Annotated in this window: 23 protein-coding genes and 1 pseudogene; 18 read left to right on the plus strand and 6 right to left on the minus strand. The window is 69.4% G+C overall.

Features of this window, described 5'->3' with window-relative positions; genetic code table 11:
• Positions 1–926 precede the first annotated feature (926 nt).
• Genes F4553_RS40020 through F4553_RS03740 form a run of 4 tightly spaced genes read right to left on the minus strand, consistent with a single transcriptional unit; the run spans position 927 to position 3,634 of the window.
• A complete protein-coding gene (locus tag F4553_RS40020) occupies positions 927–1,619 on the minus strand; it encodes an ASCH domain-containing protein (protein ID WP_221469680.1) in 693 nt (230 codons plus the stop codon).
• Positions 1,620–1,641: 22 nt separating this feature from the next.
• Positions 1,642–2,256, minus strand: coding sequence for a hypothetical protein (locus tag F4553_RS03730; RefSeq protein ID WP_184832033.1), 615 nt, complete (start codon positions 2,254–2,256; stop codon positions 1,642–1,644).
• Positions 2,257–2,258: 2 nt separating this feature from the next.
• Entirely contained in the window at positions 2,259–2,837 is a 579-nt protein-coding gene (locus F4553_RS03735) for an AAA family ATPase (RefSeq protein WP_184832034.1), read from the minus strand.
• A complete protein-coding gene (locus tag F4553_RS03740; protein WP_184832035.1) occupies positions 2,834–3,634 on the minus strand; it encodes a hypothetical protein in 801 nt (266 codons plus the stop codon). Before F4553_RS03740 ends, F4553_RS03735 begins: the two co-directional genes overlap by 4 nt.
• A 303-nt stretch (positions 3,635–3,937) precedes the next feature.
• Here F4553_RS03740 and F4553_RS42820 point away from each other — a divergent pair, with 303 nt between their 5' ends.
• Together F4553_RS42820 and F4553_RS40600 are read left to right on the plus strand one after the other, a co-directional pair.
• Positions 3,938–4,192 (plus strand): hypothetical protein, encoded by a 255-nt coding sequence (locus tag F4553_RS42820; protein WP_221469792.1) that lies wholly within the window; start codon positions 3,938–3,940, stop codon positions 4,190–4,192.
• Positions 4,193–4,596: 404 nt separating this feature from the next.
• Positions 4,597–5,886, plus strand: coding sequence for a ricin-type beta-trefoil lectin domain protein (locus F4553_RS40600; protein ID WP_184832036.1), 1,290 nt, complete (start codon positions 4,597–4,599; stop codon positions 5,884–5,886).
• Positions 5,887–6,295: 409 nt separating this feature from the next.
• Here F4553_RS40600 and F4553_RS03755 read toward each other — a convergent pair whose 3' ends face one another.
• Positions 6,296–6,997, minus strand: a complete 702-nt coding sequence (locus F4553_RS03755; RefSeq protein WP_184832037.1) for an AfsR/SARP family transcriptional regulator — start codon at positions 6,995–6,997, stop codon at positions 6,296–6,298.
• A 694-nt stretch (positions 6,998–7,691) separates the two neighbouring features.
• Here F4553_RS03755 and F4553_RS03760 point away from each other — a divergent pair.
• The 5 genes from F4553_RS03760 (at position 7,692) to F4553_RS03780 (ending at position 10,309) form a co-directional block, all read left to right on the plus strand.
• Complete coding sequence (locus F4553_RS03760) at positions 7,692–7,904, plus strand: hypothetical protein (RefSeq protein ID WP_184832038.1); 213 nt, start codon at positions 7,692–7,694, stop codon at positions 7,902–7,904.
• A complete protein-coding gene (locus F4553_RS03765) occupies positions 7,901–8,203 on the plus strand; it encodes a hypothetical protein (RefSeq protein ID WP_184832040.1) in 303 nt (100 codons plus the stop codon). The genes F4553_RS03760 and F4553_RS03765 overlap by 4 nt, the downstream gene beginning before the upstream one ends.
• A gap of 134 nt (positions 8,204–8,337) precedes the next feature.
• Positions 8,338–8,658: an STAS domain-containing protein gene (locus F4553_RS03770; RefSeq protein WP_184832042.1), complete on the plus strand. Its 321-nt coding sequence runs from the start codon at positions 8,338–8,340 to the stop codon at positions 8,656–8,658.
• 98 nt (positions 8,659–8,756) lie between these two features.
• The gene (locus F4553_RS03775) at positions 8,757–9,011 is read left to right on the plus strand and encodes a transposase (protein WP_221469681.1); all 255 of its coding nucleotides are present in this window, start codon (positions 8,757–8,759) and stop codon (positions 9,009–9,011) included.
• Positions 9,012–9,559: 548 nt separating this feature from the next.
• Positions 9,560–10,309, plus strand: coding sequence for a universal stress protein (locus F4553_RS03780; protein WP_184832044.1), 750 nt, complete (start codon positions 9,560–9,562; stop codon positions 10,307–10,309).
• A 2-nt stretch (positions 10,310–10,311) separates the two neighbouring features.
• On the opposite strand, the gene F4553_RS03785 is transcribed toward F4553_RS03780, so the two are convergent.
• Entirely contained in the window at positions 10,312–11,046 is a 735-nt protein-coding gene (locus F4553_RS03785; protein ID WP_184832046.1) for a TetR/AcrR family transcriptional regulator, read from the minus strand.
• A 71-nt stretch (positions 11,047–11,117) separates the two neighbouring features.
• Here F4553_RS03785 and F4553_RS03790 point away from each other — a divergent pair, with 71 nt between their 5' ends.
• From F4553_RS03790 to F4553_RS03830, 11 genes and pseudogenes are all read left to right on the plus strand, one after another.
• Positions 11,118–12,779: an amidohydrolase gene (locus F4553_RS03790; RefSeq protein ID WP_184832048.1), complete on the plus strand. Its 1,662-nt coding sequence runs from the start codon at positions 11,118–11,120 to the stop codon at positions 12,777–12,779.
• Positions 12,780–12,805: 26 nt separating this feature from the next.
• Complete coding sequence (locus F4553_RS03795) at positions 12,806–14,461, plus strand: ABC transporter substrate-binding protein (RefSeq protein ID WP_184832050.1); 1,656 nt, start codon at positions 12,806–12,808, stop codon at positions 14,459–14,461.
• 12 nt (positions 14,462–14,473) lie between these two features.
• A complete protein-coding gene (locus tag F4553_RS03800) occupies positions 14,474–15,412 on the plus strand; it encodes an ABC transporter permease (RefSeq protein ID WP_184832052.1) in 939 nt (312 codons plus the stop codon).
• Complete coding sequence (locus F4553_RS03805; RefSeq protein ID WP_184832053.1) at positions 15,409–16,239, plus strand: ABC transporter permease; 831 nt, start codon at positions 15,409–15,411, stop codon at positions 16,237–16,239. The genes F4553_RS03800 and F4553_RS03805 overlap by 4 nt, the downstream gene beginning before the upstream one ends.
• Positions 16,236–16,751: pseudogene (locus F4553_RS42825) on the plus strand (ATP-binding cassette domain-containing protein); the annotation flags it as partial. The gene F4553_RS03805 and the pseudogene F4553_RS42825, both read left to right, overlap by 4 nt.
• Positions 16,752–16,951: 200 nt before the next feature.
• On the plus strand, positions 16,952–17,230 hold the full coding sequence (locus F4553_RS42830) for an oligopeptide/dipeptide ABC transporter ATP-binding protein (protein WP_376776187.1): 279 nt from the start codon (positions 16,952–16,954) through the stop codon (positions 17,228–17,230).
• The gene (locus F4553_RS42835; RefSeq protein ID WP_184832054.1) at positions 17,223–18,011 is read left to right on the plus strand and encodes an ABC transporter ATP-binding protein; all 789 of its coding nucleotides are present in this window, start codon (positions 17,223–17,225) and stop codon (positions 18,009–18,011) included. The genes F4553_RS42830 and F4553_RS42835 overlap by 8 nt, the downstream gene beginning before the upstream one ends.
• Positions 18,012–18,079: 68 nt before the next feature.
• Positions 18,080–18,838 (plus strand): CoA transferase subunit A, encoded by a 759-nt coding sequence (locus F4553_RS03820; RefSeq protein ID WP_184832055.1) that lies wholly within the window; start codon positions 18,080–18,082, stop codon positions 18,836–18,838.
• Positions 18,835–19,251 carry a CoA-transferase gene (locus tag F4553_RS43110; RefSeq protein ID WP_312875079.1) on the plus strand — a complete coding sequence of 139 codons (417 nt, stop codon included), beginning with the start codon at positions 18,835–18,837 and terminating at the stop codon, positions 19,249–19,251. Before F4553_RS03820 ends, F4553_RS43110 begins: the two co-directional genes overlap by 4 nt.
• Positions 19,248–19,481 (plus strand): CoA-transferase, encoded by a 234-nt coding sequence (locus tag F4553_RS43115; protein WP_312875080.1) that lies wholly within the window; start codon positions 19,248–19,250, stop codon positions 19,479–19,481. The genes F4553_RS43110 and F4553_RS43115 overlap by 4 nt, the downstream gene beginning before the upstream one ends.
• On the plus strand, positions 19,478–20,683 hold the full coding sequence (locus F4553_RS03830; protein WP_184832056.1) for a thiolase family protein: 1,206 nt from the start codon (positions 19,478–19,480) through the stop codon (positions 20,681–20,683). The genes F4553_RS43115 and F4553_RS03830 overlap by 4 nt, the downstream gene beginning before the upstream one ends.

The raw sequence follows: 20,683 nt of genomic DNA on the forward strand, positions 1-20,683 counted from the left end.
CCGGAAGGCCGCGTAGTCGACGGTGAGGTCGGCGGTGCCCGGTGACCCGTCCAGGCGGATCAGCAGGCCGTCCCGCCAGTTCGCGGGAACGGCCGCTCGGTCGATCACCTCGACGTCCACGGTGGACGCGGCTGCCGCCTTGAGCCAGACCGGTGTCTTTCCTGCCTGCTTTCGCTGTCCGGCGGCGAGCTGCAGCCGGTTCCTGGCCGGTGCCGGCCACGCTGCCGCTGGCGCCTTCTCGGTGTCGCGGCTGGTGCGCCAGCCGGCGGCGCCAACCTCACCGCCATCGTCGTCCAACGCCTCGGCACTCGGCTTCAGGCGGCCGGGAACCACCACCAGGTCTGCGGCGACCGCGACCAAGGGCAGCAAGAGCAGCGCCAGGCTCGCGGCGATTATTGGTTTTCGCTTCATTGAGGCTCCATGACCGGTCGAGAAGAGGGCATAGGGAGCGGTCAGTGTTGAGCCGAAGGGTTAGGGCGGGGTTAAATCGCAGGTCGCGTGTCGCTGGACCAAGGCGTCGGCACATAGGGATTCAGCGGTCTGTCAACCGGCCCACCTTGAGCTCGACGTCGGTCGCGCTGGCCGGAGCCATGGCTTGACGTCCGCCGAGTACGCTCACCGCGCGACGGGTCTGACGTGGCCGATGAGGGCGCTCATGGACAGAGCGGTCGTTATCGGCGACGTCGGCGAGCACACTCCCCGCAGAGTAGAGGGAGTGGCACAAGACCAAGGGCTGCGACGGAGCTATGACATGCAATCAGCAGAGCCATTCGGCTCGCGTTAACGCCGATTGGGGCGTCAGATCCTTTCGACGTGGATGGCAACGACGCCAAGGGCTTCTTTCTCGGCTGGGTAGATCAGGCGGATGTTGGCGAGTTGTTCGGTGCGGGTCGCGGTCGGGTTCACCGACGTGACGTTTCTCGTGGTCAAACATCTCGTCGAATGACCGATAGCGCCCGATCTTGGTGATGCGGGTGAGGCATTCTTCGCCCCGGCATGTGAATTTCAGCAGCTGTCCTGGGGTAGGCGCGTGTTGACGGGTAGGCGACGCGGACCTCGACGGTCTTCTTGCCTGAGGCGATGAGGTCGAAGTAGCGCTTGTAGATCGGCATCTCGCGGGCCCGAGGGCGGGTCGAGAGGTCGGCCGGCCGTTGGGCCATGAGTGCTCCCAGTTCGCGGGTGGTGAAGGATCGGAAGAAGTGCTTCGGGTCGGCGATCAGTCCGTTGACGAGCCACAGCAGTGCGTCTACGTACTGGTCGACGGTGCCGTCCCAGCTGGTGGTGGTCAGCATCCAGTCCTCGATGCCACCGTGTGCCGGTGAGTCCGGTGCTGCCCGCAGCAGGGATTTGGACAGCTTGGCGCCGGAACCGGATAGCACCATCGGGGTGAACACTCGGGTCGGCATGTCGGTCGCCGGAGTGCCTAACGCAAGCAGCGCGCCATCGACGAGTTGGGCGCCGAAAGACCAGTCGCCGCCCTTGACCATCACGTACAGGACGTCACGTTCGCGGACGAGGGCGCGTTCTTTGATGACGTTGCGGTACAGGGTGGCGAGGTCGAGGTAGCCGCCGTCGATCGGATCGATGCACATCTCGTAGTCGCCGTGCTCGTAGCACACGGCGGTGAAGATCGCGCCGCCTTCATCGACGCGTACGAGGCGTGTCTGTTCGGCTCGTTTTTTCCGCCCAGCCGCAGTTCGGGCAGGGCAGGCGGGTGTGCACGATGCCGGTAGAGGGGTTGAGCCACCACCTGATGTCGTCGAAGCGTTCCAGCGAGCGCAGGAACTCAGACCGGAACGCCGGGGTTTCCTGCTGCTCGGTGTAGGTGTCCAGTTCGTATTCGGTGTCGGTGGCGTCCGACAGGGAGTTGAACAGGGCGCGGTAGTACTGCTCGATGAGGTCGGTGATGCCGTATTTGCCCAGGGCGTGGAAGAAGGTGGTCTGGTAGGCCCGGTGCGTTTCGGGGTCCAGGATCACGTCGTACGGGGCGTTGTCCAGGGCGGAGAACCGGACGGTGGTATCGACGGAGAACGCGCGGCGGGCGAGTTTGGCGAGAAGGAATGCCGAGGATTGCACGATGTTCGTGCCGAGGTGCGGGGCGCCGTTGATCTGTGTGCCGACGACGAAGACGATCCGGCGGGGCCGGTTGGCGATCACTTTCGGCCGGATCGTGTCGATGGTGCGCAGCAGTGCGTTGGCCAGGACCGTGTTGGGTGACAGGACAGCCGGCGGCACGTCGGGGGTGGTCGGCGGCATCGCTACTCCTCACGGCTGGGTCGGGGCAGGCGCAGGTTGGCGCAGATGAAGTCCAGCCGTTCCTCGGGTGCGTCGGCCGGGATGAAGATCGGTGAGTAGCCGGCGTCGTAGTAGCCCTGCACGATCAGTTCGTGTACGCGGCGGATCTCTCGGTCCTGCGCCCACACCACGTCGTGCTCGTCTTCGAACGTGTCCAGTGGATCGAGTACGAGGATCGCGTCGTAGCGGTAGAGCTGGTTGGCCTCTTCGAGTTCGGCGTAGGGTTCCAGGCCGAAGAACCGGTCCCAGCCGTAGCCGTCCGGGATACCCCTGTTGTAGAAGCGCACGCCTTGGGTGTGTGCCTTGAACTCGTCGATGAAAGCGCGAAGCACCTCGCGGGAGTAGTCGCGACGGTCGTCTCGTTGCAGGTGACGCCCGAGCCGGGCACGATGCTGGCGGTAGATCTCTCGGGCAGCTTCTTCGGCAGAGCAGGACATGCCCGCTTTGACGATGGCCTCGATCACGGATTCCTTCCCCGCGGAGGGCCCGCCGGTGATGACGTAGCGGCGTGCGGGGCCGGTGTGGATGTCGTTGATGGTCATGACGATGTGCTCCTGTTGCCGGTGATGATGATCAGATGCGGGACCAGTAGGTCGCTGACCCACCGGTCACGCAGATCCTGGCCGCCAGGGGCGGCGGTCAGGTCGTCAAGGAAGCCACGCAGTCGTTCAGCGTCCGGACCGCGATGACATAGCAGCTCCACATCCGGCGGCCTCAAGTCCGGTGTCCAGCCGGCCATGCCGATCAGGCGCTCGGGTGGGATATCGCCGTGTAAGAGCCGGCTGCCATATGCGCGACGGTAGGAGCGAATCGCTACATGCAGTTGGCCGACACGCCACAATGCGGCGTCGGCGGCGTCCACGTGCTCACCCGAGCCTGGGTCCATCGATGCCCAGCGCTCGCATGCCAGCAGTTCGGCGCGCAGTGCGTACACCGAGGACCAAAGCCGCGACAGCTGTTCCTCGTGCTCTACGGCCTCCCACGCGAACATGTCAGCCGGAAGCGGTGCCGGTGGCCGGGTCATCGGCAACAACTGCGGCGGCGCTACCCGCGTGGAGGTCATCCGCTCGCTGTCAGCAGCCAAGGCCTGGGCGAGCTGGGCGAGCAGGCGCGGCTCGATGTGTTTACGGAAGTGGTCCGGATGCACCGACAGCGCTGCCGCCGCCGCCTCGCGGCGCTCGGTCAGGTTGGCTCCGATCGTGCCAGCCGATACCCCAAACAGTGAAGCCGCCGCGATCGAAGTCTGCGGCTCCGCGATGCGGTCAATCAACTGCCTCAACAACGCGTTGAACGCCTGCACCCGATTGATCCAGTCCGGTCCCGCCGCACGGGCAGTCACGCCAGGAAGCGCAAGCAGGTGCTCGCGGACTGCGGTATCGGAGGGAAGCCCGTGACGCAGTAGAACGCGGAGGTCCTCCGAAACTGGACTCTTGCTCGCAGTCATGCCCTCAGTACACCACCGATACCCAAGAAACACCCAGTATTCTACCCTAGAAATACCCAGTCGTGGGATTTCGGCAGGTGAGCAACTCGATCGCCATGCTTGTCCTTCATGTGACCCTGGCCGTGGATACACGGTGGCGCCGCGCACCCACCCCTGGCCGGTCTGACCGGCGCAGCAATCAGACCGTCGTGGACCGTCATGTCGCAGACGCCGGAGACATGCTGGATCTGCGGATCCGGCGGCGCGAACCGAAAAAGCGCCCATCACGCAATTCGCATCGGTCCGCTGCTGACCGTGACACCTGTCGCCGGAATCATCGCAGGCGTTCCTGCCCTGCTCGACATCGAGCACGCCTTCGCATGCTCAACAGACCCTCGGCTGGACCACCCCAAAATCCGCAGGCCGCACACCGCAGACCGGTGGACCTGGCTCCTCTTCACCGCCTACACCTAGCTGCGCCTTGCCCAGCCCTTGGTAGCCGACCTGCGCCAGCCGTGGGAGAGACCCATACCGCCCGACCGACTCACCCCCAGCCCGCGTCCGACCACAAACCCCAGATCGCACCGCACCGGTTGAACTCAATCCAGGCCGCCTCGCATCGTTTGCGTTTGTGGTCTCTTGCGCGAGTTCGTTGCTTTGGCATGTCGAGTTATTGACAACAATGTTTCCAGTCAATCACTATGTGAGAGCGCTCTCACATCCGCCACGTGCGGACTAGAACAGGCATTCCGCCAATCGCACCACCGCCGTCCCTGCTCGAGAAGGGCACATCCGCTGTGGAGATTCAACAAGAACGCGCACCCCGCTTGCCCCGTGGCCGCACTGTGAACCGAACGCTTTCACGCGGCCGACGCCTCATGATCCTCCTCACCGCAGCCGTCACTGCACTCGTCGGCAGCGTGGTCGTCCAGCAGCAGCCCGCACAAGCCGCGTGGAACCTCGTGTGGGCCGACGAGTTCAACGGGTCCGGCGCGCCCAACAGCGCCAACTGGAACTACAACGTCGGCAACGGCCTCAATCCCGGCCTCAACACCTTCGACGGCTGGGGCAACGGCGAATGGGAGTGGTACCGCCCCGAGAACTGCTCGCAGTCCGGCGGCAACCTCGTGATGCGCGCCAACTGGCTCACGACGCCTATGGTGGTCAACGGCCGCAACTGGTACCAGACGTCGTGCCGCATGACGACGGACACGAAGAGGTCCTTCCAGTACGGCCGCATCGAGGCACGCATGGCGCTCCCCACCGCCGCCGGCTCGTGGCCGGCCTTCTGGATGCTCGGTGACGCGTGCGACGAGTCGTCCACGGGCGCCTACAACCCGGCGCAGACCTACTACGACCGCCTGCCCACCAACTGGGCCAGCTGCGGCGAGGTCGACATCATGGAACACGCGAACGCGAACGCGACCGTCACGAACAACATCTTCTGGGATCTGCGGACCGGCGTGTTCCCGTGGACAGCGGGTCAGAACGCCAACTACGTCGCCAACCCCGCCGTCAACAACGCCGCGGCCTTCCACGTCTACGCGATCGAGTGGACCGCCGCGCAGATCCGCTGGTATGTCGACGGTGTGCAGACGCATGTGATCGACACGACACCGGCGACATTGGAGGAGTTCCGCAAGCCGTTCCACCTCATCTTCAACCTGGCGCTGGGCGGCACGTACCCCGGACAGAACCCCGTGCAGGGCCAGTTCCCGCTCACCGCATCGATCGACTACGTGCGCTATTACCAGGACGGCGGCACGCCGCCGGGCGGATCTGCGACGCAGATCAACGGGCCGGGCGGCAAGTGCGTGGACGTGGCCGGAAACGACACCGGCGGCAATGGCGCGGCCGTGCAGCTGTGGACGTGCCAGGGGTCTGCTGTTTCGCAGGACCAGCAGTGGAGCTGGAACGGCCAGACCCTGCGGACGCTGGGCCGGTGCCTCGACGTCAACGGCGCGGGTACGGCCAACGGCACACAGATCCAGCTCTGGGACTGCAACGGCAGCGGCGCACAGAACTGGGTCCAGGAAGGGAACCGGTTGCGCAACCCGAACTCCAACAGGTGCCTGGACTCCCCAGCAGGCTCGACAGCGGACGGCGCGCGACTGCAGATCTGGGATTGCAACGGATCGGCCGCGCAGTCCTTCGTGAAGGCCGCATGACGGCCGGTCGAGGAGCACGCTGACGGCAGGGCGCGGGAGCGGACGGGCTCCCGCGCCCTTTCCGCGCGTTCCGGGATGCGACCCGCGCCGGGTTTCCGGCACGGGTCGTGGACGGTGGCCGGGCGGACCCGCCCGTGGCACCATCGGCCCGTGATCGGCGGACCCGACGAGACGCAACGGCTGCACCACCTCGCGCTGCTGCGCCGCGCGACCGCATGGACCGCAGGTACGCGCAGCGAGGCCATCGCCGTGCTGCGGGAACTGGCTGAGCACTGCGACGACGTGGTGGTCGTGAAGGCTCCGGCGCTTGATCGGTGTGGGGTTCTAAGAGCCGTTCGGCCAGCCGCCGGATGCGTCGGAGTGTACGGGCGCGCCGGGTTCGTGGTGTGTCGTAGGCCGCTGCGGCGGCCTACGACACGCCACTCAGCAGCGTCAAACTGCCTTCGGGCATGTGCTGAAGAAGCTGATAGTGCAGTTTCCGCAGTGGCGGTGTCGGCTCGATCCCGAGTTCGACGGCCAACCGTTGCCGAAGATTCTCGTACGTGGTGAGGGCGTCCTCCTGACGCCCGCTTTGATACATCGCGATCATCATGAGGCCATGTAGCCGCTCGCGATACGGATGCTGTTCGGTCATGGCCTGCCAGCCCACGATCGAGTCATGTCCGCTGCCGAGGCTCACGGCCGCGGCCAGCCTGTTTTCCCATGCGGTGCCGCGTTGCTCCTGCAGCCAGGTGCGCTCGGCCGCGATCACGCCGGTGGCGCAGTCCACATCGGAAAAGGCGACCGAGTCCCGCCACAGCGCCAATGCCTGCGCCCACACATGTACGGCTTGAGCCGGCTCGCCTTGGAGCTGAAGGTCCTTGGCGGACGCGGTCAGCTCCATGAACTGCCTACTGTCGATCACCGACTCGGCGGTGTTCAGCAGATAGCCGCCATGAGTCAGTTGGATGACGCGTGCGCCGAACAACCTGCGAAGCTGGTGCACGTAGACGTGCACTGCCTTCCGTGCGGTTTTGGGTGGACGTTTACCCCAAAGCACCTCCATGATGGTGCTTACCGCGATCGGCCTGTCTGCTTGCGCCAGCAGGATCGCCAGCAAACGGTGCAGCATGCCTGGAAGCGGAATATGGCAACTATTGCTATATGCCCGCAATGGACCCAATACTCTGAACATCAACATCGCTTACCCCCGTGCTGCTAAGTGGATCTCCAGTCATGGTCACCGGTCCGTCAACGTCAGCCTCCACCGCTGTTTACCTCAGCTTTACCCGCTGTCGCGATGCTCGCGAACCCTGGATCGCCGAATCTCGTCAAGGTCTACTTCTGGCTTCCAGGAGCAAGGGCGCAGTACCGGATGTCACTACGGAGAACCAGACGTCGGGCGGCGGAACCCGAGGACTCAGGAGCCCGGCCCCTCCGGCTTGCGGACCAGACCGGCAGCCTTCCACAAGCCCGCCACTTCGCCGGGCATGGTCGCCGGCCCGAATCGACCCGATACCGATGACCCACCAGCGGAACTCCTACCCCTCCGAATCCGCCCTGCCATCTCCGCTTCTGTCGTCAGAGGACTTCCGACGGAGAGTGGCAGGAAGCGCTTTCAATCTGGTTTCAGATCGGTATCACGCGGTTGATCGGAACGCCGACACATGCTGGTGGGGCGGCGGCGACAGATCTCGCCGCTCTGCCGATCACTCGTTCGCGGGACTCACGCAAGCCGTCGGCCTCATGTTCGAGCTCTTCATGGGCGGAGCATCCCCTGAACGCATCGAAGCACATGCCGTGGACGCGGAACGGCCGCCTCGGCAATGACGGGATTCGCCGAACTCGCCAGCTTTCCCCGTCTCGTCACCGCCGTCGAGGAGGCCAGCGACGATGAACTCCTCGCCGCCGCACCCGAAGCAACGTCTCTTCTCAACGGGCTGGCCTTCGCGGTGTCGATAGCCGATGTCTTCGGCCGAACCAATAGCCTCGGAATGACCGGCACGGTTCCATGGCCCGCGATCCCGATCCCGCCATGAGGATCATGCTGGTCTCCTTCGTCCTCGCCGTTCGCAGGTCACCAGAGGTCGCATGGAACCTTGATGAGGTCATCAGCAGCCTGTTGGGCATGCACGAGATCCAGGAGCGACTCACCGCGTTCTCACGCCTTCCCGCCGCCGAACGCCGGGCGAGACTCGAGGGCCTCGGGCTCAGTCGCGAACAGAACATCAGCGAGGAATGTTCCGCATGTCAGAGATCGCGAAAGCCGACGAGCAGGTCGCTGCGCCTGCGTAAAGAACTGACATCACTCCGGATCGATGGCGTGAGCACACGTTAGCCGTCCATCCAGGCAGCAGCCGCACGGCGTTGCGTCGCTTTCTGCGACGATCCTGTACAGGGGCACCGCCGTGCGACGTTAGACTCAGCAGCGCTGCACCTGCGGCATCTCCCTTAGGCGGCGACCAAACGCATATGACCGACTCCCTGCTCGACCACACGGTCACCCAGTCCGACGGTCGATACGTCATCAGCTTGATCGGCGACAGCGACTTCAACACCTCGCGTGAGCTGCTCCGCTGGCTGACCACAGCCATCGACCAGGCGGGAGGCCGATACGTCGTCATCGATGCCGGCCAGCTCGCCGCCATCGACTCCTCTGGTCTCGGCATACTCCTAAGAGCCTACTACTACAGCCAGCAGCGTCACGTCACGATCTGTATGGTCAATACGAGCGGGAAGATCAAGCGGATGCTGGAAGTCACCGGCATCACCGAACTCATCGCCGTCGGATAACCACAGCAGTCACGCGCGGCACAAGTAAGATTTCCTAACGCAACGGGGTGAATGACCGCGGCCGTGTGTCATGACGGCAATGGGCGTTGGTATGTCGTATGAGACGTGATGAGCAGCCTCCGTGGATCGTGTCGGACGAGTTGTGGCGGCGGGTCGAGCCGTTGCTGCCGGTCAAGCAGCGCCGTTTCCGCGGTCCCGGGCGTAGGCGGCCGCTGGACCGCCTCGCGTTGCAGGGAATCTTGTTCATGCTGCATACCCGGATCCAGTGGGAGTTCCTGCCCCAGCAGTTGGGGTTCAGTTCTGAGATGACCTGCTGGCGGCGCCTGGCCGAGTGGAACGAGGCCCAGGTGTAGGCGCGGGCCTCGCTCACAGGGCGGCGCGTCTGCCGCATCGCCGTCGGGCTCGGGCTCGGGCACGCTCCTGCGGCGAAGGATCAGAATTTGCGAACATACCAGCACCATCCCCCAGCGTCGGCCCTCGCAGCAGCCAGGCTGGCGAACCCGAACGGCCGCCTGGCCGCGCCTCCTCCCGAGCGGACGTGCGCGGACCAACCCCGACTGGGCAACGCCAGCTTGGTGATGTCCAGAAGATGTCAACCATATTCAGCAATCAGTACCAGTCGTTAGAAATGTCACCCGACCGGGTGAGGCCGTTCTTGGTGGTGAGTTAATCCAGAACGTCATTGACGGTTGCCAATCATCCATGTTTAGGCGATGCTTGTGATCCGCATTGGAATGATCATTAACGCTGCCCGACGCGTTACCGACGAAACCACCCCAACCTGCCGACACGTATTGCAGTGCGGATCGGTGCCGATATGCCCGCGTCGAGCGGGCCGGAAGACCCTGTGCGGCAGCTCCTCAATATCCCAAGCTGGGGACATAGAAGGAGGTGCGCTTACATGTCGAACTACGCATACAACCGCGTTGTTGTCGGGGTCGACGACACCGCCGAACGCCAGCCTGTCCTCAAGAACGCCGCAGCAGAGGCGCGGCGACTGAACGCCGGACTCACCGTGATGCACGTCTTCGACCAGCCGGTGGCCCTAGGCATGGCGCCGTGGCCGCTCGGTTTCGATCAGGCCGTCCAGGAATCGACCGCTGCCTTGGAGCAGCTGGTCACGAAGGTCCGCGCGGAGAACCCCGATCTCGATGTGCGGTCGGTCCTGGTCGTGGGTTCTCCCGCCTACGTTCTGGTCGAGGCGTCGCGTGAGGCGAAGCTGGTCGTGCTGGGCTGTCGCGGGATGGGCGGCTTCGCCGAGTTGCTCCTCGGCTCGGTCAGCGCCCAGACCGCCACGCATTCCCACTGCCCGGTGCTGGTCCTGCGGCCCGCCGCCGCGGAAGCCTCCCCCAGCGCCGGACCGGTGCTGGTCGGAGTGGACGGGTCGTCGGCGAGCACAGCGGCGATCGAGTTCGCCTTCGCGGAGGCGGACGCCCGCCGGACCGGCCTGGTCGCGCTGCACTGCTGGGCGCCTGCTCCGACGCTGTCGTTCACGCAGGAGTACGCCCAGGCCGAGCTGGACGCGGACGGCGAAGCGGCTAGGGTGCTGCTGGCGAAGGCGATCGCCGACTGGGCTCAGACCTACCCCGACGTCACCGTGGAGCAGCGGGTGGTCTTGGACGCGGCCCCTGAATCAATCGGCGGCACTTGAAGCTACAGACCGGTGACCGCTGCCTGGATCCCGTCGAGCAGAGCCTCGACGGTACGTTCGTAGATCTCCTGGTCGGCTACGGCGTTGAGTTCGGCGGCGTGCGCTCGGGCGGCCGGGTACTCGGCCCGGGGCAACACGCCGTAGATGCGCGACCAGGCGTTGGCGTCCTTCTCCCGCAGGGCCGGGTCCAGGGCTGCGACGGTGGCTGCGGCGCCGCACAGGCTCAGCGTCGTGTCGCCGAACGCCCGGTAGTGCAGCACCACCCGGTCCGCCGGCAGGCCGGTGGCGGCGAGCGTCGACAGCATGAACTCGACGATCTCGCGTTCGGCGGGTCCGCCGGTGATGCGGGCGAAGCAGAGGCTGAAGATCGCCGGGTATCGCTCGGCCAGGCGCCATGAGCCCATCGCGAGGTTCTGCAGCCGTTCCCGCCAGCCGGCGGCGGCGTCCAGTGCGCGGATCTCCAGCGCCAGTTCGCCGGTGACCCGGTCGAAGGCGGCGAGGATGAGGTCGTCCTTGTCGCGGAAGTGGCGGTAGAAGGCGGTCGCGTCGACACCGAGCTCGTCGCCGAGGCGGCGCATGCTCATCGCGTTGACGCCCTCGCGCTCGATCAGGGCGATAACGCCGTCGAGGATCGCGTCCTGGGTCAGCGTGCCGGGCCGCGCGCGGGCTCCGGTCCGCCGCGGCGGCTCGGTGGTGTTGCCCTTGGTGGCAGGGCGGCTGCTGTTGGTGGCGGCCATGGCGCCACCTTACAGGAGAGTGTTGTCAACACTGTTGACAACACTGGGGTCAGTGATGTTGGCTCCCCTGCATGACGACAACGGTCCTGCGTAACGGGGCGATTTTCACCGCGACGGCGGCTACCGCGTGGAGTACCGCGCTGGTGATCCGCGACGGCCGCGTCGCGGCGGTCGGCGGCGACGCGGACCTGCGCGACTGGCTGCGCCACGCCGACGACGTGGTCGACCTCGACGGCCGCCTCGTCACGCCCGGCTTCATCGACGCGCACGTGCACCCGGTCGTCGGCGGCCTGGAACGGATCCGCTGCGACCTGTCCGGCTCCGCCGACGCCGCCGACTACCGCCGCACCATCGCCGCCTACGCCGCCGGCTGCTCCGACGCCTGGGTCCTCGGCGCAGGCTGGGCGATGGCCGCCTTCCCCGACGGCATTCCGCACCGGCGCGACCTCGACGCGATCGTCGCCGACCGACCGGTCTACCTGCCCAACCGCGACCACCATTCGGCCTGGGTCAACACCCGCGCGCTGGAACTCGCCGGCATCGACGCCGCCACCCCCGACCCTGCCGACGGGCGCATCGAGCGCGACGCCGACGGCCGGCCCACCGGCCTGCTCCACGAGGGCGCCATGGACCTCGTCGCCGCACTCGTCCCCGCCGACACCGCCGCCGACCGCCTCGCCGGGCTCCGCGGAGCCCAGACCTATCTGCACTCGCTGGGCATCACCGCCTGGCAGGACGCGATGGTCCACCACGACGGGACGGCGTCGGTCCACGACACCTACCTCGCCGCCCAGGCCGCGGGGTGGCTGCGCTCCCGGGTCGCCGGGGCCCTGTGGTGGGACCGCGCCGCCGACGACATCCACGACACGGTCGCAGCCCTGGTGCGGCTGCGCGCCGACGCCGTGCAGGCGGCCGCCGCCGCACCGGCGGCCCGCTACACGCTCCCGCACGTCAAGGTCATGCAGGACGGGGTCGTCGAGACGCTGACCGCCGCCCTCCTGGAGCCCTACCACGACCGGTGCGGCCACACCGGCGACAACCGCGGGCTCACGTTCCTCGACCCGCACCGGCTGGCCGACGTCGTCACCGCCCTCGACGCGGCGGGCTTCGGCGTGCACTTCCACGCCCTGGGCGACCGGGCGGTGCGCGACGTCCTCGACGCCCTCGCCGCGGCCCGCGCGGCCAACGGCTCCTCTGACCGCCGCCACCACCTCGCCCACCTGCAGGTCGTCGACGCCCGCGACCGGCCGCGCCTGCGGCAACTGGGCGCCGCGGCCAACCTGCAGGCCCTGTGGGCCTGCCACGAGCCGCAGATGGACGAGCTGACCATCCCCGTCCTCGGCGCAGCCCGCGCCGCCGACCAGTACCCCTTCGGCGACCTGCACCGCCTCGGCACCACCCTGGTGATGGGCAGCGACTGGCCCGTCAGCACCCCCGACCCCTGGGCCGCGATCCACACCGCCGTCAACCGGACCGACGGCCAGGCGCCGCCGGGCACCCCCGCGCTCGGCGGCCACCAGGCGATCCCGCTCGCGGCGGCGCTGACGGCCTACACCGCGGGCTCCGCCTGGGTGACCGGCGCCGACCACGAGGCGGGCAGCCTGACCCCCGGCCGCGTGGCCGACATCGCCGTGCACGACCGCAACCCGTTCGACGCCGCACCCTCCGAGATCGCCCGCACCCGGGTCCACCGCACCTACATCGCGGGCGACCTCGTCCACCACGCCGACTGACACCCCACCTTCCTGAGGAGGACACCATGCACATCCCCTCGACGTCCCGGCGCCTCGCCATCTCGACCTGCTCGTTCGCACTCGCCCTGGCGCTGGCCGCGTGCAGCTCCGGCGGCTCGTCCACCCCGTCCACCTCGGTGTCGGGCGCGAGCGCCGCCGCGCTCACCACCGGCACCGCGACCGGCGATGTCGCGTCGGTGACCTGGTACGGCGGCTACCGGCCGGTGATCACGTTGGACCCGGTGGGCATCGCTGACTACCCGGAGGAGACGGCGATCCCGAACATGTGCGAGCCCCTGGTCCGAGTCGCCCCCGACTACTCCCTCCAACCGGGTCTGGCCGCGAAGTTCGGGTACGCCGACGACACGCACTACGTGATCACCGTCCGCCAGGGCGTGACGTTCTGGGACGGCACCCCGATGACCGCCGAGGACGTCGCGTTCAGCCTGCGGCGCAACCTCGACCCGAGGATCGCGTCGAACTACTCCGGCAGCTTCTCCGCCGTCGAGAAGATCGAGGCGACCGCCGCCGACACCGTCACGGTCACCCTCAAGCAGCGCTCGGTGGCGTTCACCAGCGCCCTGGCGACCCTGGCGGGTGCGGTCGTGGCGAAGGCGTTCGCCGAGAAGGCGGGGCCCGGCTTCGGCACTCCCCCGGTCGGCGTCATGTGCACCGGCCCGTTCCAGTTCGTCTCCTACGACGGCGCGGCGTCGCTGGTGATGAAGAAGAACCCCGGCTACTGGGATCCGGCGAAGGCCGCCCGCGCCCAGAACTGGACCTTCGTCTACCCCGCCGACCCGTCCGCGCTCGCCAACGGCCTAGCCTCCGGCGGCATCGACGGCGCGCTGACCCTGCCCAGCAACGTCGCGGCCAGCGTGCAGAAGTCGTCGGCGGGCACCCTCTACGTCGGCGCCGAGGGATCCACACCCATCAACGTTGACCTGCTCTTCACCAGCTCCACCGGACACGCGGGCAACGCCGACGTGCGAGCCGGGCTGTCGATGGCCCTCGACCGGGCCGGGATCGCCAAGGCGGTCTTCGCCGGCACCGCCGACCCCCTCTACAAGGTCGCCGGACCCGGCACCTGGGGCACGGCCGCGGCCGCGTACCAGCCGGCCTACCGGGCCGCGACCGCCGCACCCGACCTCGCCAAGGCGAAGTCCCTGATCTCCGGCTCCGGCATCGGCAGCACCCCGCTGCGGTTCGCCTTCCCCGCCGGCGACGCCGAGAGCTCCCAGATCGCCACCGTCGTGCAGCAGGAAGCCGCCGGGATCGGGCTCACCATCACCCTGCTCGGCCTGCCCAACCAGCAGTACGGCGCGCTGTTCGTCGACCCGGCGGCCCGCTCCGCCTACGACCTGATCCTCACCAAGAACTATGTGGAGCTTCCCGAACCGCTGCTGCTCGACCAGCTCCTCGGCGGCGCGACCGGCAACATGAACTTCAGCGGCTACCGCGACGCGGCCGTCGAGGACTCCATCGCCAAAGCCGACCGCACCGCCGACCCGGTCGAACGCGCCCGGCTGGTCCTGGAGATCGAGGCGAAGCTCGCCGCCGCGCTGCCCGCCATTCCGATCGTCGCGCCCCGAGCGCTGGTCTTCGAGAACAAACGGCTCACCGGCTCCACGCTGACCTTCTCCTACATGTCCTCGCCGTGGGCCGCCGCCGTCGGCGGAAAGTGACCCGGAGCGCTCATGTTGCGGTTCCTCGCCGGTAGGCTCGCCGGGCTCGCGTTCACCCTGTGGGCGGCGAGTCTGGCGATCTACCTCAGCCTCTACCTCGCCCCCGGCAGCCCGGAGCAGGTGCTGTTCGGGTCGCGCCCGCCGACGCCCGAGGTGCGCGCGCACATCCGCGCCCATCTCGGGCTCGACGAGAACGTCATCGTGCGCTACCTGCACTGGCTCGGCCACGTGGTCACCGGCGACCTGGGTACCTCGCTCATCACCCGGCAGCCGGTCGCCGACCGGCTCGGCGCCCCGGCCACCGTCACGTTCACCCTCATCGCGTACGCCGGTGTGCTGATCCTCGTCGGCGGCGTCGGCAGCGGGCTGCTCGCCGCGATGCGGCCCGGCTGGCTCGATGCGGCCACCACGACCGCGACCTCGATCGCCACCGCCGTCCCCGCGTTCGTCGCCTCGGGGCTGCTCATCGCAGTCTTCGCCGTCGGGCTGGGCTGGTTCCCCAGCTACGGCCTCGGCGACGGCGGCACCCTGCGCGGGCTGACCCTGCCGGCGGTGGCGCTGGCCGTCACCGCCAGCGGCCTGCTCAGCCGGGTCACCCGCGACGCCGCCCGCACCCAGCTGCGCTCCGAGCACGTGGTCACCGCCCGGGTCCGCGGCATCTCCACCCGCCGGCTCATCCGCAGCCACGTGCTGCGCAACGCCGCGGCACCCATCACGACCGCCGCCGGCCTGCAGCTGGCCGGACTCATCACGGGGGCGGTCGTGGTGGAGCAGGCGTTCGGGCTGCACGGGCTCGGCGAACTGCTCGTCAGCTCCGTGCAGCAGAAGGACTTCACGACCGTGCAGGCGGTCGCGCTCATCGTCGCGGCGACCTTCCTCGTGCTCAACCTCGCCGCCGACGTGACCACCCGGCTGCTCGATCCCCGGATCAGGACAGGAGTGCCCCGATGAGCGCCATCGCCGTCCCCGTCGGCCGGACACGTCCGGGCCTGCGGGCCACCGGCTGGCTCGCGGTCACCGTGCTGGGAGCCGTGGCCGCCACGGCCGTCCTCGGGCCGTGGCTCGCCCCGGACGACCCCAACCACGCCGACCTGCTCGCCAGTTACGCGGCGCCCAGCGCCGCGCACTGGCTGGGCACCGACGCCACCGGCCGCGACGTCGCGTCGCGGCTGATCGCGGGCACCAGGACGGCCCTGATCGGACCCGCCGCGATCGTGGCGCTGTCGCTGCTGGTCGGGGTGCCGCTGGCGCTGGCAGCGGCCTGGCGGGGCGGATGGGCCGCGACCGTCGTCGGCCGCGCCATGGACCTGCTGTTCGCGGTCCCGGCGCTGCTGCTCGGCATCCTCGCCGTGGCCGTCGCTGGACCCGGCCTCGTCCCGGCGGTCGCCGCGCTCGCGATCGCCTACCTGCCCTACGTCGGACGGCTGGCGACCGCGGCGGCCGAAGCCGAACGGGTCAAACCCTACGTGCGGGCGCTGGAGGTGCAGGGCCACCCGGCGCTGCGGATCTCGCTGCGGCACATCCTGCGCAACATCGCCGGGCCGCTGCTCGGCCAGGCGAGCGTCGCGTTCGCCTACGCCCTGCTCGACCTCGCCGCGCTGTCGTTCCTGGGCCTGGGGGTCCAGGCGCCCGACGCCGACTGGGGGGTGCTCGTCAACGACCGAGACGCCCTGCTGCGCGGGCACCCCCTCGGGGTCGCGGCGGCCGCCGTCGTGATCGTCGCGACGGTCCTGTCGCTGTTCACGGTCGGCTCGCGGGTGTCAGGACCGCAGCGATGACTGACTTCGTCAGCGTCGAGGGCCTGACCCTGCACATCGACGGCGTGCCGATCCTGCGGGGCGTGGACCTCGCGGTCGCGCCGGGGGCCGCGCTCGGCCTGGTCGGCGAGTCCGGGTCGGGGAAATCCATGACGGTACGCGCGATCGCGGGCCTGCTGCCCGACGGCGCCGCGACCGGCGGTTCGGTCACCGTCGGGGGCACCGACGTGCCAGACCTGCGCCGGGCGGCGCTTCGGCGCTACCACCGGTCGATCGGCATGGTCTTCCAGGACCCGCGGACCGCCGTCAACCCGGTCCATACCGTCGGCGCGTTCCTGCTGGAGCGCTGCCGCGACCGCGGCGACGACCGGGCGGCCGCGACCCGGCACGCCCACGACGTGCTGCGCCGCATCGGCGTCACCGACCCGGCCCGGCGCATGGCCCAGTACCCGTTCGAGCTCTCCGGCGGGCTGCTGCAGCGCATCATGATCGCCTCCGTGATGACGGAGCGCCCGGCGCTGCTGCTCGCCGACGAACCGACCACCGCACTCGACGTCACCACCCAGGCCGACGTCCTGCGGCTCATCGCGGACCTGCGCCGGGAGACCGCCACCGCGATGATCTTCGTGACGCACGACCTGGACCTCGCCGCCGCCGTCTGCGAGCGTCTGGCGGTGCTCTACGCCGGCCGGGTCCTCGAGACCGGCCCCGCCGACACGCTCACCGCCGGCCGGTGCACCCCTACACCCGGGCGCTGCTGGCCGCCCGGCCGTCGCTGCACCGGCGGCTGCCGTCGCTGCCCGTCATCGCGGGCAGCCCCCGCTCGGCGGCGCACGCCGGACCCGGCTGCCCCTACGCCGCCCGCTGCCCCGTCGCCGAGACCCGCTGCGCCACCGAGGCACCGGCGCCGGTCGCGGTCGGACCGGCGGTCGTCTCCTGCCACCGGGCGTACGAGTCGGCCCGGGGCGACCTGGACGCCCACCTGGCGAAAGGAGTCGGTGAAGATGCCTGACGAGCCGCTGCTCACGGTCACGGGAGTCTCCAAGCGGTACGGCGACCACCAGGTCGTATCCGACGTCTCCTTCACCCTCGACGCCGGGCGCACCCTCGCCGTCGTCGGCGAATCCGGTGCCGGTAAGACCACCGTCGGCGCCATCGTCAGCGGGCTGCTGGCCGCCACGTCGGGGTCGGTCACCGTCTGCGGCGAGGACCGCACCCGCGTCGCCCGGGCCGCCCGGCACCGCCGCCGGCGCGGCACCCAGCTGCAGCTCGTCCCCCAGGACCCCTACGCCACCCTGGACCCGGCGCAGCGCGTCGGCGACGCGCTCGACGAGGCGGTCCGGCTCGCCGCGCCGGGTTCGGCCGCCGACCGGCGGGCCCGCGTCGGCGAACTGCTGCACCTGGTGGGCCTCGACGCCGACCACGCCCGGGCCACCCCGGCGCGGCTGTCGGGCGGGCAGCGCCAGCGCGTCGCCATCGCCCGGGCGCTCGCGCCGCGGCCCCGGCTGCTGGTGCTCGACGAACCCGTCTCCGCCCTGGACGTGTCGGTGCAGGCGCAGATCCTCAACGTCCTCAACCGGCTGCAACGCGACCTCGGCACCGCGTACCTGTTCATCACGCACGACCTCGCCGTCGTCCGGCAGATCGCCGACGAGGTCGTCGTCATGCGCCACGGACGCGTCGTCGAGTCGGGCACCGCCGACCAGGTTCTCGATGACCCCCGCGACGACTACACCCGGCGGCTCATCGCCTCCACACCCCGGCCCGGCTGGCGGCTGGACGACCACCCATGACCGGCGGGACCGCCCCGGCGCGGCCCGGCCGGACAGACAGACGACGACCTCCCGGAAAGAAGCAGGACATGGACAAGGTGAGCCCTTCGGCCGACGACGCCGTCGCCGACATCGGCGACGGCTCGTCGCTCGCCGTCGGCGGCTTCGGCCTCAGCGGCGTACCCAACGTGCTGATCGAGGCCCTGCACCGCCACGGCGCCGACCGACTGAGCGTGGTCTCCAACAACTGCGGCGTCGACGGCGGCGGACTCGGCATCCTGCTCGCCGCCGGGCGCATCGCCCGCGTCACCGGCTCCTACGTGGGCACCAACCGGGAGTTCGCCCGCCGCTACCTCACCGGCGAGCTCGAACTCGAACTCGTCCCCCAGGGCACCCTCGCCGAACGGCTGCGCGCCGGCGGCTGCGGCATCCCCGGATTCTTCACCCCCGCCGGGGTCGGCACCCAGGTCGCCGACGGCGGCCTGCCGTGGCGCTACCACGCCGACGGCACCGTGGCGCTCGCCTCCCCGCCCAAGGAGGTCCGCGACTTCGACGGCCGCCGCTACGTCCTGGAACGCGGCATCACCACCGACTTCGCCCTGGTCCGGGCGGCACGCGGGGACCGCCACGGCAACCTCGTCTTCAACAAGGCCGCCCGCAACTTCAACCCGCTCGCCGCGATGGCGGGCCGCGTCACGATCGCCGAGGTCGAGGAGCTCGTCGAGCCCGGCGACCTGGGCCCGGACGAGATCCACCTGCCCGGGGTCTTCGTACGGCGCGTCGTCGCGCTGACCCCGCACCAGGCCGCGGACAAGGCGATCGAGCGAAGGACGGTGCGGCAGCGATGAGCTGGACCAGGGACGAGATGGCGGCACGCGCCGCGCGGGAGCTGACCGACGGCTCCTACGTCAACCTCGGCATCGGGCTGCCCACCCTCGTGCCGAACTTCCTGCCCGCAGGCGTCGACGTGGTGCTGCAGTCAGAGAACGGCCTGCTCGGCGTCGGCCCCTACCCGACCGAGGACGAGGTCGACCCCGACCTCGTCAACGCCGGCAAGGAGACCGTCACGGTCCTGCCCGGAGCGTCGTTCTTCGACTCGGCGCTGTCGTTCGGCATGATCCGCGGCGGGCACATCGACGTCGCGGTCCTCGGCGCCATGCAGGTCTCCGCCCGGGGCGACCTCGCCAACTGGATGATCCCCGGAAAGACCGTCAAAGGCATGGGCGGTGCCATGGACCTGGTCCACGGCGCCCGTAGGTGATCGTGCTGATGGAGCACAACGCCCGGGACGGCTCCCCGAAGCTCGTCGACGAATGCACGCTGCCGCTCACCGGCAGCGCCTGCGTCCACCGCGTCATCACCGACCTCGGTGTCCTCGACGTCACCGACGCTGGCCTGGTGCTCGTGGAGACGGCCCCCGGCGTCACACCAGCGCAGGTCACCGCGCGCACCGGCGCGGCTCTGCGCATCCGGACCGGGAGTAACCGATGACCACATCCGTCTACATCGTCGACGCCGTGCGCACGCCGTTCGGTCGCTACAACGGCGGGCTCGCCGCCGTGCGCCCCGACGACCTGGCCGCGCACGCGATCCGCGAGCTCCTGGCCCGCACCCCGAGCCTGGACCCCGCCCTCATCGACGACGTCTACCTCGGCAACGCCAACGGCGCCGGCGAGGACAACCGCGACGTCGCCCGGATGGCGGTGCTACTGGCCGGGCTCCCCGTCACCGTGCCCGGGGTGACCGTCAACCGGCTGTGCGCCTCGGGCCTGGAGGCCGTGATCCAGGCCGGACGCGCCATCGCCGCCGGAGACGCCTCCATCGTCGTCGCCGGGGGCGTCGAATCGATGACCCGCGCACCCTACGTCCTGCCCAAGAACGACAGCGCCTTCCCCGCCGGTCACACCCAGCTGTTCTCCACGACGCTGGGCTGGCGCATGGTCAACCCGCGCATGAACCCCGAGTGGACCATCGCCCTCGGCGAATCCGCCGAGCTCATCGCCGACCGGCACGCCGTCACCCGCGAGCAGCAGGACGCCTACGCGCTCGAGAGCCACCGCCGCGCCGCCCAAGCCTCCGCCGAGGGGCGCTTCGACGCCGAGATCGCGCCCGTGGCCGTCCCGCAGCGCAAAGGCGAGCCCGTCGTCGTGGACCGCGACGAGTGCGTGCGGCCCGACGCCTCGCTGAGCGCGATGGCGCGGCTGGCGCCGTCGTTCCGCCCCGACGGCGGCACCGTCACGGCCGGCAACGCCTCTCCGCTCAACGACGGCGCCGCCGCTCTGCTGCTCTGCGACGACACGGGCCTGGCCGCCCTCGGCCGCGAACCGCTCGCCCGGCTGCGCGCCAGCGCCGTCACCGGCATCGACCCGCGCTACTTCGGCCTCGGCCCGGTCGAGGCGGTCGAGCGTGCCCTGACCAGGGCCGGGCGCACCGTCGCCGACCTCGCCACGCTGGAACTCAACGAGGCCTTCGCCGCCCAGGTGCTCGGCTGCCTGGCGCACTGGCCCGACCTGGACCCGGCCGTCGTCAACCCGCTCGGCGGCGCCATCGCCATCGGCCACCCCCTGGGCGCCTCCGGCGCCCGCCTCGCCGGCACCGTCGCCCACCAGCTCCACACCGCCGGCGGCGGCGTGGGAGTGGCGACGCTGTGCGTCGGCGTCGGCCAGGGGCTGGCCCTCGTCCTGGAAAGGTGA

The sequence above is a fragment of the Allocatelliglobosispora scoriae genome, from assembly GCF_014204945.1.
Taxonomy (GTDB): domain Bacteria; phylum Actinomycetota; class Actinomycetes; order Mycobacteriales; family Micromonosporaceae; genus Allocatelliglobosispora; species Allocatelliglobosispora scoriae.